Raw genomic sequence first — 17,829 nt, forward strand, 5'->3', positions numbered from 1 at the left:
GAAACGTGATGGTGGACAAGGTTTTGACGGCAAATCGGCTCTCGGATGGCATATCCGTCTGGCTGGATGCCTCGGGCAACTGGGTCGAATCGCTCCAACAGGCCTTCATTGCCCGCCATGCCGAGGCGGTCACCGCGCTGGAAGCGACAGGCAAGCTTGCCTTCGACGACAACAAGGTCGTGGACGCCAATGTCGTCGACGTCGAGGAAGTCAACGGCACGCTGCGGCCGGTGCGCATGCGTGAGCGCATCCGCGCCGAAGGCCCTTCGATCCCCTATGCCGCCGGATACAATGGGCTCGCCGGCCCGAACTTTGCTGCCTGAGGAACCGATACAACATGTACCGTTACGATGAATTCGATCATGCCTTCGTTTCCTCGCGCGTCGAGCAGTTCCGCGACCAGGTCGAGCGCCGCCTGAGCGGCGAGTTGGCCGAGGACGCATTCAAGCCGCTGCGCCTGATGAACGGCGTCTATCTGCAGCTTCATGCCTACATGCTTCGCGTTGCGATCCCCTATGGCACGCTGTCGAGCCGCCAGATGCGCATGCTTGCGCACATCGCGCGCAAGTACGATCGCGGCTACGGCCATTTCACCACGCGCCAGAATATTCAGTACAACTGGCCGCGCCTTTCCGACACGCCGGATATCCTGGACGAACTGGCAAGCGTCGAAATGCACGCGCTGCAGACGTCGGGCAATTGCATTCGCAACGTGACGGCCGACCATTTCGCAGGTGCTGCGGCCGATGAGGTCGCGGATCCAAGGCCTTATGCGGAAATCCTGAGACAATGGTCGAGCGTCCATCCGGAATTCTCGTTCCTGCCGCGCAAGTTCAAGATCGCCGTCACCGGCGCCGAGCGCGACCGCGCCGCGATCCAGGTGCACGACATCGGTCTACACCTGAAAAAGGATGACAACGGCCGCATCGGCTTTGCCGTTTATGTCGGTGGCGGACAGGGCCGCACGCCGATGATCGCCAAGAAGATTCGCGACTTCCTGCCGGAGGAGGATCTTCTGTCCTACACGACGGCGATCATGCGCGTGTACAATCTGCACGGCCGTCGCGACAACAAGTACAAGGCGCGCATCAAGATCCTCGTGCACGAAACCGGCGCCGAAGAGCTTTCCCGTCAAGTCGAGGTCGAGTTCGCGGCGCTGAAGGATACGGAGCTGAAGCTTCCGGAAGCGGACATCCAGGCCATCTCCACCTATTTCGCGCCGCCGGCGCTGGCGCCGCGCGCCGAAGGCTGGGAAAGCCTGGCGCGCTGGAAGAAGACCGATCCGGAATTCTCGCGCTGGGTTCACCAGAACGTCCAGCCGCACAAGCATCCGGACTACGGCATGGTCACCATCTCGCTGAAGCCGATCGGCGGCATTCCGGGTGACGCGACGGACGCGCAGATGGAAGCCGTTGCCGATATCGCCGAGGAATATGCCTTCGACGAGATCCGCGTCAGCCATGAGCAGAACCTGATCCTGCCGCATGTGGCGCTGGCCGATCTGGAGCCGATTTACCGGGCGCTGGTGGTTGCCGGTCTGGCGACCGCCAACGCCGGCCTGATCACCGACATCATTGCCTGTCCCGGGCTCGACTACTGCGCGCTTGCAAACGCGCGCTCCATTCCGGTGGCGCAGGAGATCTCGACCCGTTTCGGTGCGCCCGAGCGCCAGGCCGAGATCGGCGAGCTGAAGATCAAGATCTCCGGCTGCATCAATGCCTGCGGCCACCACCATGTTGGTCATATCGGCTTGCTCGGCGTCGAGAAGAAGGGTGCGGAGCTCTATCAGATCACGCTCGGCGGCTCCGGCGACGAGAACACGTCGATCGGTGAGATCATCGGCCGCGGTTTCGAACCCGAGAAGGTGACCGACGCGATCGAGACGATCGTCGATACCTATCTTGGGCTGCGTAACGACAAGTCGGAAACGTTCCTTGAGGCGTACCGTCGCGTCGGCCCGCAACCCTTCAAGGACGCGCTCTATGGCGGCAGCGCACAGGAAGCCGCTTGAGGCGCGAGGAACGGACATGACAAAAATCTGGAAAGAAACCGGCTTTGTGAGCGATGATCCCTGGATCATCGAAAACGAGGAAACCAAAGCGGGTTCGAATGAGAAGGCGATACTCGGTTTCGACGCGTTTCTCGCCAAGGTGGCTGAGACGGATGAGGTGGCCTTGGGTGTGGTCGTCGCTCCGGCGGATGACGTTACCAAGCTACAGCCCCATCTCGATCGCATTGCGCTCGTTGCAGTCGCGTTCCCGGCCTTCAATGACGGGCGGGCCTTCAGCCATGCGTCGCTGCTGCGCGCGCGGCTTGGTTTTGCCGGTGAGGTGAGGGCAGTCGGGGATGTGCTGATCGATCAGATCCCGCTGATGCTGCGTTGCGGCATCGACAGTTTCGCAGTAACCAATGCCACGGCCCTGAAGCGTCTGACGGAAGGCCGGTTGCCCGGTATCGCCAACCACTATCAGCCGACCGCGAGGCCCTCTGATGACGCCAGGTCCTATAGCTGGCGGCGTGTTTCCTAACCGGTGCTGACCGCGACAGTGTGAAGCACCACGAAATGCGCGAAAGCGACTATATTTAGAAGGGAATTCCTTCCCGTTGAGCGCGGCTTGGAATATTCGCGTATTGTTGATAGACAGGGTCATCATTTACAGGACTGTAGCCACGATGAATGCTCCGGCAAAAACGGAAGATTTCGCGATCCAGGCACCGGCAGGTGTCTTCGTCGAAACGGTGACGAGCGTCACCCACTATACGGATCGGCTCTTCCGCTTCCGCATGACCCGTCCTGCGGAGTTCCGCTTCCGCTCAGGCGAATTTGCGATGATTGGTCTGATGGTCGGCGACAAGCCGGTCTACCGCGCCTACTCGATCGCGAGCCCCGCCTGGGATGAGGAACTCGAATTCTTCTCGATCAAGGTTCCCGATGGCCCGCTCACGTCTCACCTCCAGGCGATCAAGCCTGGCGACAAGGTGCTGATGCGCAAGAAGCCGACTGGTACGCTGGTGCTGGATGCGCTGGTTCCCGGCCGCCGGTTGTATATGTTCTCGACCGGTACCGGCATTGCACCCTTTGCCAGCCTGATCCGCGACCCCGAGACCTATGAGAAATTCGAGGAAGTCATCCTCACACACACCTGCCGCGATGTGGCCGAGCTGAAATACGGCTTCGACCTCGTTGAGGAAATTCGCAATCACGAATTCCTGAACGAGATCGTCGGCGACAAGCTTCGCCACTATGCGACGGTGACGCGCGAGGACTTTCCGTTCAAGGGCCGTGTGACCGACCTGATGGTCAACGGCAAGTTCTTCGCCGATCTCGGGCTGCCGCCGCTCGACGCGGCCATCGATCGCGGTATGATCTGCGGCTCGACGGCGATGTTGAAGGACACCAAGGAAATTCTCGAGGCTGCGGGCCTGACTGAGGGCTCCAACAACAAGCCGGCCGAGTTTGTCATCGAGCGCGCTTTTGTCGGCTGAATGACGGCAAAAAGCTAACCTTCAGCACAAGTGTTTTTTCGAAAGGCGCATCATTGGATGCGCCTTTTTCGCATCTGTGAGACCGTCGCGGCCCATGGACGAGCTATGCGTCTGCGGAAGCCCGGACCTGTGCAATCAGCGTACCGCCAGCCCTTCGCAGACACTATCGTTCCCCAGCATTTTCACATGTCGATGAGCCTTGAAACCAGAATTCGCCGCAAATCGTTGCATGACCGGATCGTCACGCCGGAGGAGGCGGCAGCTTATCGGCAACTGTTGTCACCCGGCCTACCGTGAACCGCTTGCGGATTATTTCAAGCGCGCCGTGGCAACGCGAGCGGGGCAGACGCCGCATATTCTGGAAGAAGCTTTCGACTGGCACGTGCGGCGACTGAAGACCGGCAGCATGTTGCTCACCGTATGAGGTGTCAGTCCTGTACCAGGTAGTCCATCAGGTCCGTCATTGCCACTGACGCTTGCTCGGCGTCGGCGCGGACGATGGCGCCGATCACCTCGACATGACGGTCAACCGATCCGCGCATCCGCTCGATGGATGCACCGGCAAACCAGATGCGCCGCGCGTGCGTCTGGAGCGGGGCCAGGGCCGCTGTCAGGAACCTGTTCGGGCAGGCCTCCTCCATCAGTTCATCGAAAGCCTTGTCGGCCACCAGGAAGCCTTCCATGTCGCCGACATCCGCGCATTTGCTCATCTCGGCCGCGCAATCCTTCATTGCGCGGCGCGCCTGCGGGCTGGCGTGGTCTGCGACCAAGGCGGCCGCGAGAGGCTCGAGGTTCTTGCGGGTTTGCATCACATGGGCTCGGTCGTCGGGTCTGAGGGTCGCGATCTGCAGCCCGACGCGCGGACGCACCGCCACCAGTTCCTGCCACGCGAGCTTCTGTATCGCCTCGCGCACAGGTGTTCGTCCGTGGCCGGCGAGCTCGATTAGCTGTTTCTCGGTCAGCAGCATGCCGGGCTCAAGCTTGAGCGTCACGATGAGGCGCTCGAGTGCGAGGTAGGCGAGGTGGGCCTGGGAGTGAGCTGGCATGCGCGTCCTGTCGCTTCTGATATATCAGAAAATGCCATGGTTTGGTGCGGGCGGCAAGCAACCTGATATATCAATGACGCAAACGTGAGAGTGTGTTGCGGACACTGTCAATCAGCCGCAATGCCGCCGTCCGTTTTGTGGCGCCTTCGGATCTCAATGGATGTGATTGAAGTGACCTGCGGTTGCTACTTTGCATTGGCCTTGTGGTAGGCACCAATGCTTAGGCAAAAATAACAAACGTCAACGGCTAGAATAAAAACAGACGCTCGTCCGTTTCACTTTCAAATGATATTGACGAAGAGCCAACTGCTTGTCAGTCTTCTCTAAAATAAGCCGTTGGCAATCGGCGTTGAGGGGCGCGGACGTAAGGTGGGAGCGTTTCTAGTCTGGTCGCTGGTCGTGTTCGCAGGGTTGCTTGCCGTACCGGCCGTCAGCCACACGAATGCAACGACGACGTTCTCACTGATGGCCTCGTCCATGGCTTTTGTCTGCATGGCGATCGCACAGTTCATGGCGGCGCGACCGCCCTTTATCGAGCCCCTGTTTGGCGGGCTCGATCGTGTTTATCACTTTCATCGAAAGATCGGCATTTCGGTGCTGGGTCTGATCCTCGTGCATTATTTTCTGACGCCTGATTTCAAGGGGCTGTCGTTGACGAGTGGGCTGAACCAGCTTGCCGCTTCCGCCGGAAAGTACGCCTTCTATGGGCTGAGCGCGCTGCTTGTTCTCAGCATCGTCAAGATCATACCGAAGACGAAGATCGAGATTCCCTATCACCTGTGGCGCTATACCCATCGCTTCATCGGATTGCTGTTCGTACTCGTCGCGTTCCACCAGATGTTCATCAAGCGCCCTTATGACGGGACGGCCCTGCTTGCAGTCTACCTCAACGCTTTCGCCGCACTCGGCATTCTAAGCTACGCCTATACCCAGCTTCTGCCGTGGCTGAGGACGCGCAGCTATGAGGTATTCGAAGTCACCCGGCACGATGGCGCGACCATTATCTCGGCCCGACCGATCGGACGAGCGCTGAAGGTAAAGCCCGGCCAATTCGGTTTCCTGCGTGTCCTGAAAAACGGATTGCGCGAGCCGCACCCCTTCACCATCGCCGGCATCGAGGCCGATGGCGTTGTGCGCTTCGCCATCAAGCCGCTCGGCGACTACACGCGGGCCCTGCGAGAGAATATCGCCATAGGGGACCGATTGAAGCTCGAGGGCGGATATGGCCAGTTCAATCATCGCCGTGGCGCCAAGAAGCAGATTTGGCTTGCCGGTGGTATCGGGGTCACGCCTTTCCTGGCGATGGCGCGTCATTTGAGGGGGGACGAGGGGCAGGACATCCACATGGTGTACTGCGTGCGCGACCGAAATGAGGCGATTGGCCTGGAAACCTTCGAAGCGCAGGCAGCAAAACTCGGCAATTTCAGTTTTGTGTTGCACGATTCGGCTAAGGACGGGCGGTTGGACGCAGCGAAGCTTGCGGCCGGCAGCGCGATTGATCCAGGCGATGCGGATCTTTGGTTTTGCGGGCCGCCACCCTTGCGCGAGGCAATCGTCAAAGGCTTGAAAGAGCTGGGAAAGAAGCCGCGCCGGGTAGAATTCGAACAGTTTCAGTTTCGGTAAACAGACGTTTTAATGACGATTTTTTTGGTTGAGGGAGCAGGGCTCATGCGCAGCCAGCGTGATATGCGAGAGAATGTCTCGCGGAGTGCCGGTATCCATAGGAAATCTATCATAGCAGTGGCTGCGGCTTTTGCCGCCGCGATGCTCTGTCCCGGGACGGCTTCGGCGCGCGATGCTTTCGCCGACGATGCTTTCTCGACCTACAAGGCGAATGCCGAGAACGGCAAGTACATGTTCAACGCTGCCGGCTGTGGCGCGTGCCATGGATCCGGTGACAATACCGAACTGCTGTCCGGCGGCATGGAGATGAACACCGCCATCGGAACCTTTTACGCGCCGAACATCTCGCCCCACGCCAGCGGCATCGGTGGCTGGAGTAATGCGCAGTTCCTCAACGCGGTGATGGTTGGTCTCGATCGCGATGGCAACAACCTCTATCCGGTCATGCCCTATACATCCTATGGCGGCATGAAGCCGGAGGACGTGCTTGATATCAAAGCCTATGTCGAGACCTTGCCGCAGTCCGACGCCGCCTCGAAGGAACATGAGATCGCTTTCCCCTTTAGTCGTCGGACGACGATAACTCTATGGAAACGCACCCATTTCACCGTGCCGGCCTATCAGCCGCGCGAAGAGACCCAAATGGAGCGCGGCCGTTATCTGGTCGAAAATGTCGGCGGCTGCGGCGACTGTCACACACCACGCACGACGACCTACGGCCTCGACCTTGAAAGAGCCTATCAGGGCGAGAAGGGGCTGACTGGTGCGGTCGCACCCGATATCGGCAAGGCGAAGATGGCCGGGCTCGCCGCGCCGGAGGTGTTTACCACGGGCCTCATCGGCGAAGGCAAGAAGCTGTCCGGCGCGCCGATCAGCGACCCCGTTATGCGGCGGATTGCCAAGGGACTTTCGGCGCTCAGCGATGATGATCGCCGCGCGATCTATGCCTTCCTGTCCGATCGCGAGGTCAAGGCGCCGGCGCCGGTGGCGCAGTCTGTGACCGCCGTGTGCAAAGAGAATACCGCCTCTGCGGCATTGTCCGGCGACAATGCGGCGCTCGCCCAACAGGCGGATGCCTTCATCGGCAAGTATTGCCGCAATTGCCATGGCCCGGGTGAAAGCAATCAAGGCAGCTATCCCGCCGGCGAACTTGCTTCGATCGCAGCCGATGCCAACTTTGTCACGCCGGGCGATGCTGCCAAATCGCGCCTTTTCACCTCGGTTACCAGCGGCCGCATGCCGCTCGGCAAGCGCCCGACGGACGAAGAGGTCGAGGTGCTCGAAGGCTGGATCAATTCTCTCAGCGAAAAGAACCTGCCGCAGACGGCGGCCTCCAAGCCTGATCGATCCCGGCCGATGCTGTCTTACGATCAGTTTGTCGAAGCGGCGCTCAAGGACATCTCCAGGGTGAGCGCACTCGATCGCCCGCACATGCGGTATTTTTCCTATCGCGACCAATACAACGGCATGATGGGTTGCGAAGACGAGGCCACGTTCATGAAACGCATGGACGTTCTGGCGGGCGGCTTCAAGAAGCTGCTGAACTCGCTCTCCTCTGGACCGAAGCTGGTCTTGCCGGCGGAGGTGGACGGCACCAACGGTCTGCTCGTGCGTGTCGATCTGCGTGAGTTGCAATGGGAGAGCGCCGACTACGACTTCCTGATCAAGCGCTATTTCTATGGCGTCGATCCGAAGAGCGACGCGTCGCTTCAGGCGCTTTCCAACGAAACGAATACGCAGTTGCCGATCATGCGGATTGACTGGTTCATGAGCAATGGCGCCCGTCCGGAGATCTACAACAGGCTGATGAGGTTGCCGGCGCATATCCGCGAGCTGGAAACGCGCTTCAAGATCGATGTGGACGACAACATCAGGCGGCGCAAGGTTCTGCGTGCCGGCTTTGCGGACGGCTCGTCGGGCGTCTCTGATCACAATCGTATGCTCGAGCGGCACGACATGCCGTTTGGCGGTTACTACTGGAAGTCCTACGACTTCGGCGGCGACGTCGGCAAACAGGTGCTGAAGCGTTTCCCGCACGGACCCAAGGAGTTGGGCGCGCTCGATGCTGGCCTGGTACCGTTCGAGCATGATGGCGGCGAGATGATTTTCTCGCTGCCCAACGGCCTGCAGGGTTACTACCTGTCGACGGCGGCGGGCAAGCAGCTCGATATCGGGCCGACGACCATCGTTTCGTTCCGCGAACGGCCGATCGGCAAGGGGGTGGAAATCGTCAACGCCCGCTCCTGCTTCGACTGTCACGCAGACGGTATTCTTTCGAAACGCGACCAGTTGCGCGACCATATCGCCACCTCGACACTGTTCAGCAAGGACCAGCAGGATGTTCTGTTGGCCATGTATGTGAAACAGGAGGAGCTGGATGAGGCCTATAGCAAGGATCGCAAACGCTTCGTCGAGGCTCTGCACCAACTCGGCGTGACAGAGCCGACACCGGATGGCGGCCTCCAGAGCAAGCACGCACCCGGCGACGCCGAGATCGTCACCTATTTTGCCGATAAATACGAAGACGAGCTCGACTTCGATGCTCTTGCCGCCGAGTTCGACATGACGCCGCAAGAGTTTTCCGATGCGATCAAGCGGGTGACGGATACGAATGTCCTGCGTCTCGGGCTCGATTGGGTGACGACGCTGGAGGCCGGCAACACCGTGCCGCGCAATGAGGTCGAGCAGCAATATGCCTTGCTGCTGGAGCCGCTCGTCCAGCGCCGCCCGCTCGACACCAGCACGATCGTTGTTGCCGGAAGCGAGCAGCAGCCCGAGGCAAAGCCTCAATCCGTGGCCGCCGCCGTGCCCGATTATCGCAAGCAGGAGGTCGCTGGCGGCAACAAGCTTGCACTCGCATTGAAGGTGCCGACGACGACGGCCAAGGTCGGTGATGAGCTTTCGTTCGAGCTCAGCGTCAATCAGGCCTGCGAACTGCAGATCCTCTATGTCGAGGAGAACGGTAATGTCGAAGTTATCCCGGATGAGATGATCGGCAATACGACCTTACAGCCAGGAGAAAGCAGGGTGATCCCGCAACCTGGGACCGGCACGCTGACCTTCGATACGGCAGCGCCCGCCGAAACGATGCTGGCCTTCTGCCGCGTCGGGGGCCTTGCCGATCAGAGGCTGACAGTCGAAAAGGCACGGGAATATGTGGCTGCGTCGAAGCTGCCGCCGACGCGCGGGCTGGCGGTCAATCTCGCCAAAAAGGCGCAGGCCGACAACGGCGCCAGCAGCGTGCAGATGGTAACTTTCGAGATCAAGGACTAGCCGCCACAGATGAGGAATCGGGTGAAACGACTGATCTTTGCTTCCGCGACGCTGTTGCCGTTGGCGTATCCCGCTAGCGCCTGCGATGCGCTGACGAAAGCCTCGGAGGCCCTCAACCGCAGCGATGAGGCCGGTGCGCGGGCGGCTGCCATGGCGGAACGAACCATGGCGTGCTCGAGCACAGAGGCAGCGCTTACCCGGCGTGTCGCGGCGCTTGCGACCTTCAACCGTATCGCCAACGCTGTCGGTGGCGGCGCCAGGCTCGATACCTTTGACAGCGAGCTGAAAGCGGTGCGGGATGACGTCGGAGGACCATGGCAAATCCTCGACGCGCTCGGCGACATCGACCGGCAGCGAAAGGACTACGCAAGTGCGGCGACATATTACCAGCAGGCGCTGGAAGATGCCGCCAACGAGGAACTGACCCCCGCGTGGATGGCGCCGGACAAAGCCTACATTCTGCGCCTCGACCGGCTGGCCTCCGAGATGCGGCTTGCCGCAGCGAAGCCTGTAAAGCTTGCGATGCGCGGCGCCTGCAAATTCTCCTATCGTGGCGTATCGATCAGGAAGAAGGCGACACCCGTCCGCTATGTCTTCGGAACGGCGGAGTTCACGCCCGAAGGACTGCAGTCGGCAAAGGATCTTTTCGAGTGCCTGAAATCGGCAAAGCCGGAAGCGATCACCTTGATCGGACACACCGATCCGGTGGGCAGCGCTGAGGCGAACAAGAAACTCTCGTTGGCACGCGCCGAAGCACTCGCGAACTATCTCGTCGATGCCGGTTACAGCGGCACATGGACGACTGTTGGCAAAGGCGAGGAGGAGCCGTTCAAGCCGGATGATCCGAGCGCCTATGACGAAGCGATGCTGCATCAATTGGATCGTCGCGTCGAAGTTGATGTGGAGAAATAGGTGCTGCTGCGCAAGATCTTGATTTCGTGCGTTTTCTTGGGATTGCCGGTTCTGCCCGCGATGGCGACGACATCCGCGCTCGTGGTCGGCGTCGATATCTACCCGCATGAAGTGAGCCTTGATGGGGCGGTCAAGGATGCACGCGACGTTGCTCAGGCGTTGAAGAAGGCGGGTGTCGGTGCCATCCGCGAATTCATCAACGAGCAGGCGACGAAGGACGCGATCCGAGCCGCCTGGCTGGAGCTTGTCGGTGCCGCAACGAGCGGCGACACGATTATTCTCACCTATGCCGGTCACGGCGCCCAGATGCCGGAACTGGTCGCCGGCAGCGAACCGGATGGGCTTGACGAGTTTCTTGAGCTGCCGGGATTCGACCGTAGTCGCGCGGAAGAAACGGCAAAGGAGATCATCGTCGACAACGAGCTGAATGCCTGGTTCGCGGAGGCTGAGGCCAAGGGCGTCCAGGTGCTGTTTGTTTCCGACAGCTGCTATTCCGGTGGCATGAACCGGTCGATCTCGGGCAAGACGCGGCTCGCGCCGACCGTGCGGGCGCAATTGCCGCCGCCGTCGCAAGAGGCGGTTTCCGGTGCGGCGGTCAAGGATGCGGATCTGTCACAAGTGACCATCCTTGCTGCATCGCTTGAGAGCCAACCGACGCCTGAGGTTGTGATTGAGGGCGTGCCGCGGGGGGCACTCAGTTGGAGTTTTTCCCGCGCGCTCGAGGGGGCTGCCGATCGTGATGGCGACGGCCTGATTTCGCGCGTCGAGCTCGAAGACTATGTCTTTTCCAACGTCAAGCTCCAGTCCGAGGCGCTGCAGGTGCCGAACTTTACGCCGCAGGTGCCGCGGTCGGACAAGGAAATTGTCCTCTCGTTGCCCAGAAGCGCGACGCTGGCGGCAGACAATGGCACAGCAGCGTCCGGCCGGCCGTCAAAGCTGAAACCGGCCCGAGAAATGGGCTGGGCGGGCAAGCTGGCGCTGAGCGTCGAAGGCACCGCGCCAAAGCTCGAGAATGTCGGCGGCACTGGCGTTCCCTATCGATGGGATGCCACGAGCGGCACATTCTACACGCCGAACGGCGACGTCGCGGGTGAACATGTCGCCGCCGACATGGTGCAGGGTGTGGTCGACAAATTCATCCTTCTCGATTTCCTGAAGGTGCTTGCCGCACAGAACCCTGGCAAAGTCGCGCTGACGCCGGTCAAGGACATCTATTCATCAGGGGACCGCCTCAACTTCGACGCGCCTCAGTCCGGATACGCGAACATGCTGGTGTTCAATCTCGCCAATACCGGAGAAATCCAGCTTCTCGATGCCCAGATCGAGGGCTCGGGCAGCCATGTGTTCAAACTCAGGGACCTGGAGGTGGTCAAACCTTTCGGCGCAGATCATCTTGTCGTCGTCTCGACGAACGCCCCGATCGATGCGGTGGCTGCGGCCCTGTCCAGCCCGGGCGTCGACGCATTCAAGCTTCTGCGCCTCCTCGAAGAGCGGCTGGACGGCACCGACAGTGCTGTCGCCATCCAACCGCTCTATACGCGGGAGCGCGGGCAATGAGGGGTGACGTTATAGCGGCCTGGCGTTTCCTGCTGCCGCTTATGGCGCTGGGGCTCTGTTCTCCCGTCTTGGCCGCGGATCGAGCCTTGCTCATCGGGATAGGGAATTATCAGAACCTTCCGCCAAAGCTGTTTCTGCACGGACCGAAAAACGATCTTGTTGCCATGAAAGGGCTACTCACCGAGACACTCGGTTTCGATCGTTCAACAATCCGGGTCCTGGAGGACGGGCAGGCGACGCGCGCGGCCATCCTGGCTTCGATCGAGGAATGGCTGGTCGCCGGCACACAACCTGGCGACCGCGCCTATCTCTATTATTCCGGTCACGGCGTTCAGGTCACGGATGAGGATGGCGACGAGGACGACGGCATGGATGAGGCGCTGGCGCCCTTCGACCTTGTCGCCAAGGCCAAGGCCAAGGCCAAGGCCAAGGATTGGGAAGGTGCCGTCACCGATGACGAACTCGATGCCATCCTCGAGCGCTTGAAGGGCAGGGCGGTAACCCTGGTGATCGACGCCTGTCACTCCGGTCCGATCTCACGGTCGCTGTCGGACGAGGTATCCGCCGGCATCGACGGCGCGCGCTTCCTGCCGCGCCCGGAAGCGAAACCGGTGGAGCAGGCGCTGACGCGCGGCCTGCGGATCGATCTCGGTGTCGTCGATAAGCCCAGCCGCGCCAACGAGAGCGGCATCGTCGCCTGGAGTGCCAGCGCGCCCTATCAGGTCGCATGGGACGATTTACGACTGCCCATCGAAAGCCGTCACGGTGTCTTTACCGCGGCCTATGTCGCCGGGCAGACGGGGGCGGCGGCGGACGCCAACGCCAACGGCCTGACCAGCAACGCCGAACTTTTCGAATACGTGACGGCGCAATCTACCGCCTACTGCGCCTCGCAGGAGAAATGCGACACGCTCGACCCGCAACTGGAGACGAAGGCGCAGAACCTCGGTGCCAGTGCGGTCATTCCAGCACAGGCGGGTGCCGAGGCGAAGGCGCGGTACGAGCCCGCTATAGGCGATAATATCGGGCAGGCAAGCTATCAGGATGCGAATGCGGTCGATGCAGTCGGCGATATCGTCGGCAAAATGGACGCTGGTGACGTAACCATTGGCATCGACCGGCCAACGTCGATGAAGACCGGTGACGTGTTCAAGCTGACGGTCGCGAGCAAGGTTGCCGGTAGCCTCATCCTGCTGGACGTCAACACGGCAGGCGCTGCGACCCAGATCTTCCCCAACGAGTTCGCACAGAAGATTACGCCGCTCAGCGCCAATGTACCGTTGACGTTGCCGGATGAGTATTACGGCTTCGACTTTGAAGCCTCAGGCAAAGGCGAGAGTGCGTTCGTTGCCCTGGTGGTCAGCGACGCCGTCGATCTGGCTGACGTCGCGCCGAAGACACGGGGCCTCAAGCTTGAACTCAGCGCGCGTGAGACTTTGAGCGAAATAGTCTCGCGGTTGCAGAAAACCTGGACTGATGAGCTGGACAAACGCGGCATCCGGTGGTCGGTCGGCACCCTGCGCTACCACGTCGAATGATCGTTTCCGGGGGGGACCGGACATCAAAAAGCCCGCCTGAAAAAGCGGGCTTTCTTTTTTGAGTTCTCGAGGGGATGCCTAGTGCAGAATCTGGCTGAGGAAGAGCCTGGTGCGCTCATGTTGCGGATTGTCGAAGAACTCGGCCGGTGAATTCTGTTCGACGATCTGGCCCTGGTCCATGAAGATCACGCGGTTGGCGACCTGGCGGGCAAAGCCCATTTCGTGGGTCACGCACAGCATGGTCATGCCTTCTTCGGCAAGCCCGACCATCGTGTCGAGCACTTCCTTGACCATTTCCGGATCGAGCGCCGAGGTCGGCTCATCGAACAGCAGGATCTTCGGCTTCATGCACAGCGAGCGGGCGATCGCCACGCGCTGCTGCTGACCGCCCGAAAGCTGGCCCGGATACTTGTTGGCCTGCTCGGGGATCTTGACGCGCTTCAGGAAGTGCATCGCGATTTCTTCGGCCTGCTTCTTCGGCATCTTGCGGACCCAGATCGGTGCAAGCGTGCAGTTTTCCAGGATCGTCAGATGCGGAAACAGGTTGAAGTGCTGGAACACCATGCCGACTTCGCGGCGCACTTCATCGATTTTCTTCAGGTCGTTGGTGAGCTCGATGCCGTCGACGACGATCTTGCCCTTCTGATGCTCTTCCAGCCGGTTGATGCAGCGGATCATCGTCGATTTGCCGGAGCCCGACGGGCCGGCAATGACGATGCGCTCGCCTTTCATGACCTTCAGGTTGATGTCACGGAGAACGTGGAAGTCTCCGTACCATTTGTTCATTCCGCTGATTTCGACCGCAACGTCAGTTGCGGATACGGTCATCTTGGAAGCAGTGGCAGCATTGGCCATGCGATCTCCCCCTCTTATCATTTATGGCTCGTGTCCAGCACGCGTTCCATGAAGCCTGAATAGCGCGACATACCAAAGCAGAAAAGCCAGAATATGAAGCCCGCGAAAATTAGCCCGGAAATCGGCGTGACGGCCGAGGCCCAGTTGGAATCCGAGAAGTTCAGTCGGACGATGCCGAGCAGGTCGAACATGCCGATGATCGAGACCAGCGACGTATCCTTGAACAGTCCGATGAAGGTGTTGACGATGCCGGGGATCACCAGCTTCAGCGCCTGCGGCAGCACGATGAGGTTCATCTTCTGCCAATAGCTGAGGCCGAGCGAATCGGCGCCTTCATACTGCCCCTTGCCGATCGCCTGCAGACCGCCGCGCACCACCTCTGCCATATAGGCGGAGGCGAAGAACGACACGCCGATCAGCGCCCGCAGGAACTTGTCGAAAGTCACGCCCTGCGGCAGGAACAGCGGCAGCATCACGCTGGCCATGAACAGAACGGTGATGAGCGGGATGCCGCGCACCACTTCGATGAAGAACGTGCACAGCATCTTGATAACCGGCATGGTCGATTTTCGGCCAAGCGCAAGCAGGATGCCGAGGGGCAGCGATACCGCGATGCCGACGAACGACAGCACCAGCGTCACCATCAGGCCGCCCCAGAGCGGCGTTTCGACGAAGGGCAGCCCGAACCATCCGCCTGGCAGCAGGATAAGCGACAGGATCGGCAGCACGACGAGAAGCAGGATCGCATTGATGTTCTTGTAGGGAACCTTCGGGATCAGCATCGGCGTCAGGAACAGGATGAACAGGATGCCGATAAGTGCAGGCCGCCAGCGCTCCTCGATCGGGTAACGCCCGAAGAGGAATTGGTCGAACTTGGCATTGACGAAGGCCCAGCAGGCGCCGCTCCAGCCGTCCGGCTGCGAGCCGCCCTGTGCGACGGTTGCGCAGACCCCACGTCCGCCACCCGTCCAGGCGGCGTCGATGAAGAGCCACTGTATTGCTGGCGGTACGAGCCAGGCGAGCACAAGCAAGCTTATGATCGTCAGAGCCGTATCTTTCGGCGTCGCAAAGAGGTTCTTGCGAAGCCAGTAGGCAAGGCCACCCGTCTGGATGGGCGCCGGTGAGGCCTCGATCATCGAGGCGCGGACGAAAGTTGCCTGGTGTGTGTTCATGATCTTACCTCTCCACCAGGGCCATGCGGGCATTGAACCAGTTCATCAGCAAGGACGTCGTCAGGCTCAGCGTCAGGTAGACGATGATCCAGATCGATACGACCTCGATTGCTTGACCGGTCTGGTTGAGAATCGTTCCGCCGACGGCAACCAGGTCGGCGTAGCCGATGGCGATCGCCAGCGACGAGTTCTTGGTCAGGTTGAGATACTGGCTGGTGAGCGGCGGAATGATGATCCGCATTGCCTGCGGGACGACGACGAGGCGGGTTGTCAGACCGGGCCGGACGCCGAGCGCATGGGCTGCTTCGGTCTGTCCCTTGGAGACGCCGCGGATACCGGCACGAACGATCTCGGCAATGAAGGCGGCGGTATAGAACGAGAGGGCGAGGAACAGCGACAGGAACTCCGGTCCGATGACCGAACCACCGGTGAGGTTGAACTTGCCGGCGACCGGCACGTCGAAAGTGATCGGCGAACCGGTTGCCAGGAAGGTGAGGAGCGGCAGGCCGATGACGAGGCCGAGCACGGTCCACAGCACCGGGAAGCGCTGCCCGGTTGCTTCCTGCTTAATGCGCGCATAGCGGGCAACGAAGAAGCTGGCGATGACGGCGATCACGAACGCGTAGAAGACGTATTGCGAGCCGTCGCCGAATACCGGTTTCGGGAAGGCAATGCCGCGGTTGTTGAGGAAGATGTTGAGCGGCAGCGCGGCCGATTCGCGCGGCTGTGGAAGAACGGCCAGAACGCCACTGTACCAGAAGAAAATGACCAAAAGCGGCGGAATGTTGCGGAACACTTCGACATAGGCGAGCGACAGTTTCGCGATCAGCCAATTGTGCGAGAGCCGTCCGATGCCGACGAGGAAGCCGATGATCGTTGCCGTGATGATGCCGGTCACCGCCACAAGCAGCGTATTGACGAAACCGACGACGAGGGCGCGCCCGTAGGTAGAATCGCTGGTATAGCCGATCAAAGACTGTCCCACGTCGAAACCGGCGCGCCCATTGAGGAAGCCGTAGCCGGAAGCGATGTTCGCGCGCTTGAGGTTTTCGATCGTGTTGTCCGCTATCCAATAGATAATGGCAGCGAGAATAACGACTGTTATGACCTGGTAAAATATCCCGCGCACTTGCGGGTCGTTGATGATCGAGCCCGAAGGTTTGCTCTTCTCAGGCGTAGTTGTGACGCCAATCGCCATGCAATGCCTCTTTCCCCTTGTCACCCTTTTGGGTGTTTTTATCGTTGGGATGGGGAAGCGGCGAGCCGCTTCCCCCTGTCGTGTCGGGCCGTATTAGCGGACCGGAGGAGCGTACTGAATGCCGCCCTTGTTCCACAGTGCGTTGAGGCCGCGTTCGATCTTCAGCGGGCTGCCTGCGCCAATGTTACGGTCGAAGACTTCGCCGTAGTTGCCGACTGCCTTGATGACGTTGACGGCCCATTCGTTGGTGAGGCCGAGGTCGGTGCCGATCTTGCTGTCAGCTTCTACGCCGAGGAAGCGCTGAACGTCCGGGTTGGTGGACTTCTTCATTTCTTCGACATTTGCCTGTGTGACGCCGAACTCTTCGGCCTGGATCAGCGAGTAGTGGACCCAGGTGACGATATCGTACCACTGGTCATCACCCTGGCGGACGGCCGGACCAAGCGGCTCCTTCGAGATGATCTCCGGCAGGATCATGTGATCGTCGGGCTTGGAGAGCGTCAGACGCAGAGAGTAGAGGCCCGACTGGTCGGTGGTGTAGACGTCGCAACGACCGGCGTCATAGGCCGCGTTCACTTCTTCGAGCTTTTCGAAGACGACCGGGTTGTACTGCAGGTTGTTGGACTTGAAGTAGTCGGCGAGGTTGAGCTCGGTGGTGGTGCCGGTCTGTACGCAGACGGCAGCGCCGGAGAGTTCGAGGGCCGACTTTACGTTCAGGCCCTTGCGGACCATGAAGCCCTGGCCGTCGTAATAGTTGACCGGGCGGAAGTTGAAGCCGAGAGCGGTGTCGCGGTTGATCGTCCAGGTGGTGTTACGGGCGAGGACGTCGACTTCACCGGACTGCAGGGCCGGGAAACGTTCCTTGGCCGAAGTGGGCGTGTATTTTACCTTGGTGCCATCCGCGAAGATCGCGGCGGCGATCGCCTTGCAATAATCGACGTCGAAGCCGCTCCAGTTGCCCGAAGCATCCGGTGCGGCGAAGCCGGCAAGACCGGTGTTCACGCCGCATTGGACAAAGCCCTTGGCCTTCACGTCATCGAGTGTCGCGGCCGAAGCCGCATGTGCGCCAATCCCCATGACAGCAGCGCCAACAAGAGCTGTCAGAATTCTTCTTGCCATTTTTAGAACCTTTTTCTGTTGTCGTTAGTTCCCGTCTGCACCGGCGCGTC

General features: G+C 60.4%; 14 protein-coding genes. 9 read left to right on the forward strand and 5 right to left on the reverse strand.

From position 1 onward, the window contains the following. Positions 1-8 precede the first annotated feature (8 nt). The 4 genes from AC244_RS02760 to AC244_RS02775 all read left to right on the forward strand — a co-directional run bounded on the left by AC244_RS02760 (position 9) and on the right by AC244_RS02775 (position 3,486). Positions 9-323, forward strand: coding sequence for a DUF2849 domain-containing protein (locus AC244_RS02760; RefSeq protein WP_053247268.1), 315 nt, complete (start codon positions 9-11; stop codon positions 321-323). Between the two features lie 14 nt (positions 324-337). Further along, entirely contained in the window at positions 338-2,011 is a 1,674-nt protein-coding gene (locus AC244_RS02765; protein ID WP_053247269.1) for a nitrite/sulfite reductase, read from the forward strand. Positions 2,012-2,027: 16 nt separating this feature from the next. Beyond that, on the forward strand, positions 2,028-2,528 hold the full coding sequence (locus tag AC244_RS02770) for a DUF934 domain-containing protein (protein ID WP_053247270.1): 501 nt from the start codon (positions 2,028-2,030) through the stop codon (positions 2,526-2,528). Positions 2,529-2,673: 145 nt separating this feature from the next. After that, entirely contained in the window at positions 2,674-3,486 is an 813-nt protein-coding gene (locus AC244_RS02775; RefSeq protein ID WP_053247271.1) for a ferredoxin--NADP reductase, read from the forward strand. 428 nt (positions 3,487-3,914) lie between these two features. Here AC244_RS02775 and AC244_RS02780 read toward each other — a convergent pair whose 3' ends face one another. Further along, positions 3,915-4,532 carry a GntR family transcriptional regulator gene (locus AC244_RS02780; protein ID WP_053247272.1) on the reverse strand — a complete coding sequence of 206 codons (618 nt, stop codon included), beginning with the start codon at positions 4,530-4,532 and terminating at the stop codon, positions 3,915-3,917. A gap of 369 nt (positions 4,533-4,901) precedes the next feature. Here AC244_RS02780 and AC244_RS02785 point away from each other — a divergent pair, with 369 nt between their 5' ends. The 5 genes from AC244_RS02785 to AC244_RS02805 all read left to right on the forward strand — a co-directional run bounded on the left by AC244_RS02785 (position 4,902) and on the right by AC244_RS02805 (position 13,435). After that, on the forward strand, positions 4,902-6,155 hold the full coding sequence (locus AC244_RS02785) for a ferric reductase-like transmembrane domain-containing protein (RefSeq protein WP_053247273.1): 1,254 nt from the start codon (positions 4,902-4,904) through the stop codon (positions 6,153-6,155). A 117-nt stretch (positions 6,156-6,272) separates the two neighbouring features. Further along, positions 6,273-9,428, forward strand: coding sequence for a c-type cytochrome (locus AC244_RS02790; RefSeq protein ID WP_053247274.1), 3,156 nt, complete (start codon positions 6,273-6,275; stop codon positions 9,426-9,428). Between the two features lie 21 nt (positions 9,429-9,449). Further along, on the forward strand, positions 9,450-10,340 hold the full coding sequence (locus AC244_RS02795) for an OmpA family protein (RefSeq protein WP_053247275.1): 891 nt from the start codon (positions 9,450-9,452) through the stop codon (positions 10,338-10,340). A gap of 60 nt (positions 10,341-10,400) precedes the next feature. Continuing rightward, on the forward strand, positions 10,401-11,897 hold the full coding sequence (locus AC244_RS02800; protein ID WP_152975823.1) for a caspase family protein: 1,497 nt from the start codon (positions 10,401-10,403) through the stop codon (positions 11,895-11,897). Between the two features lie 41 nt (positions 11,898-11,938). After that, on the forward strand, positions 11,939-13,435 hold the full coding sequence (locus AC244_RS02805; RefSeq protein ID WP_234716844.1) for a caspase family protein: 1,497 nt from the start codon (positions 11,939-11,941) through the stop codon (positions 13,433-13,435). A 78-nt stretch (positions 13,436-13,513) separates the two neighbouring features. Here the strand turns inward: AC244_RS02805 and AC244_RS02810 are convergent, their stop codons facing one another. From AC244_RS02810 to AC244_RS02825, 4 genes are all read right to left on the reverse strand, one after another. Then, a complete protein-coding gene (locus AC244_RS02810; protein ID WP_053247278.1) occupies positions 13,514-14,290 on the reverse strand; it encodes an amino acid ABC transporter ATP-binding protein in 777 nt (258 codons plus the stop codon). Between the two features lie 17 nt (positions 14,291-14,307). Further along, entirely contained in the window at positions 14,308-15,462 is a 1,155-nt protein-coding gene (locus AC244_RS02815; RefSeq protein ID WP_053247279.1) for an amino acid ABC transporter permease, read from the reverse strand. Positions 15,463-15,466: 4 nt separating this feature from the next. Beyond that, a complete protein-coding gene (locus tag AC244_RS02820) occupies positions 15,467-16,660 on the reverse strand; it encodes an amino acid ABC transporter permease (RefSeq protein WP_053247280.1) in 1,194 nt (397 codons plus the stop codon). A 93-nt stretch (positions 16,661-16,753) separates the two neighbouring features. Continuing rightward, on the reverse strand, positions 16,754-17,779 hold the full coding sequence (locus AC244_RS02825) for an amino acid ABC transporter substrate-binding protein (protein ID WP_053247281.1): 1,026 nt from the start codon (positions 17,777-17,779) through the stop codon (positions 16,754-16,756). Positions 17,780-17,829 lie beyond the last annotated feature (50 nt).

Origin of the sequence: Ensifer adhaerens (assembly GCF_001270265.1) — a bacterium.
In the GTDB taxonomy this organism is placed as follows: domain Bacteria; phylum Pseudomonadota; class Alphaproteobacteria; order Rhizobiales; family Rhizobiaceae; genus Ensifer; species Ensifer adhaerens_B.